This window comes from Micromonospora sp. DT178, assembly GCF_049841695.1.
In the GTDB taxonomy this organism is placed as follows: Bacteria; Actinomycetota; Actinomycetes; order Mycobacteriales; family Micromonosporaceae; genus Micromonospora.
Window position 1 is genome coordinate 1 of the sequence record NZ_JBNCKV010000043.1, and the last position, 945, is coordinate 945.

A 945-nucleotide genomic window follows, 5' to 3' on the forward strand; every position below is an offset into this window, starting at 1 on the left:
CGAGCCGGATCCGGTCCCGGCCCTACCGGCCGGTGTGGCGTCGTCGGGTCGGGTGTTGTCGTTCGCCCAACAACGCCTGTGGTTCCTGCACACCCTCGACCCGAAATCCACCGCCTACAACACCCAGACCGCCTGGCACATCGACGGCGAACTCGACCTCGACCACCTCGACACCGCCATCACCGAGATCATCCGCCGACACGAAGTCCTCCGCACCACCTTCACCGAACACGACGGCATCCCCGTCCAGATCATCCACCCCCACCCCACCTACCACCGCACCCACCACGACCTCACCCACATCGACCCCCAACACCACGACCACCACATCCACGACATCCTGCGCACCGAACTCGACCAACCATTCGACCTCACCACCGGCCCACTCCTACGCAGCCGAACCCTACGACTCTCCGACACCACCCACGTGCTCTGCCTCACCTGGCACCACATCGTCCTCGACGGCTGGTCCGTCGGCCTGTTCCACAACGAACTCCACCACCTCTACACCGACCTCACCCACCACCGAACCCCCTCACTACCACCCCTCAACACCCAGTACGCCGACATCGCCCAACGCCAACACCACCACTGGCAGACCACCGACGCACAACACCACCTCGAACAACTCGCCGCACGACTACGCGACGCCCCACCCGTCTGCCACCCACCCACCGACCGGCCCCGCCCCGACACCAACCCCGGTCCCACCGCCATCCACCACAGCCAACTACCCCCCGACACCACCACCACCCTCACCACCCTCGCCACCCAAACCGGCTCCACCCCCTTCGGCATCCTCCTCGCCGCATTCCAACTCCTCATCCACCGCTACACCACCCAAAACCCCGTCGTCATCGGCACCCCCCTCACCGGCCGCACCGACCCCGACGCCGAAAAACTCATCGGCTTCTTCGTCAACACCCTCCCCCTCGCCGTCGACAT

The 945-nt window shown here is 65.9% G+C and carries 1 protein-coding gene; it reads left to right on the plus strand.

What is annotated here, in order from left to right; genetic code table 11:
• Positions 1–55: 55 nt before the first annotated feature.
• The coding region (locus ACLQ22_RS31860; RefSeq protein ID WP_425695576.1) for a condensation domain-containing protein at positions 56–945 on the plus strand (890 nt) is incomplete at its 3' end.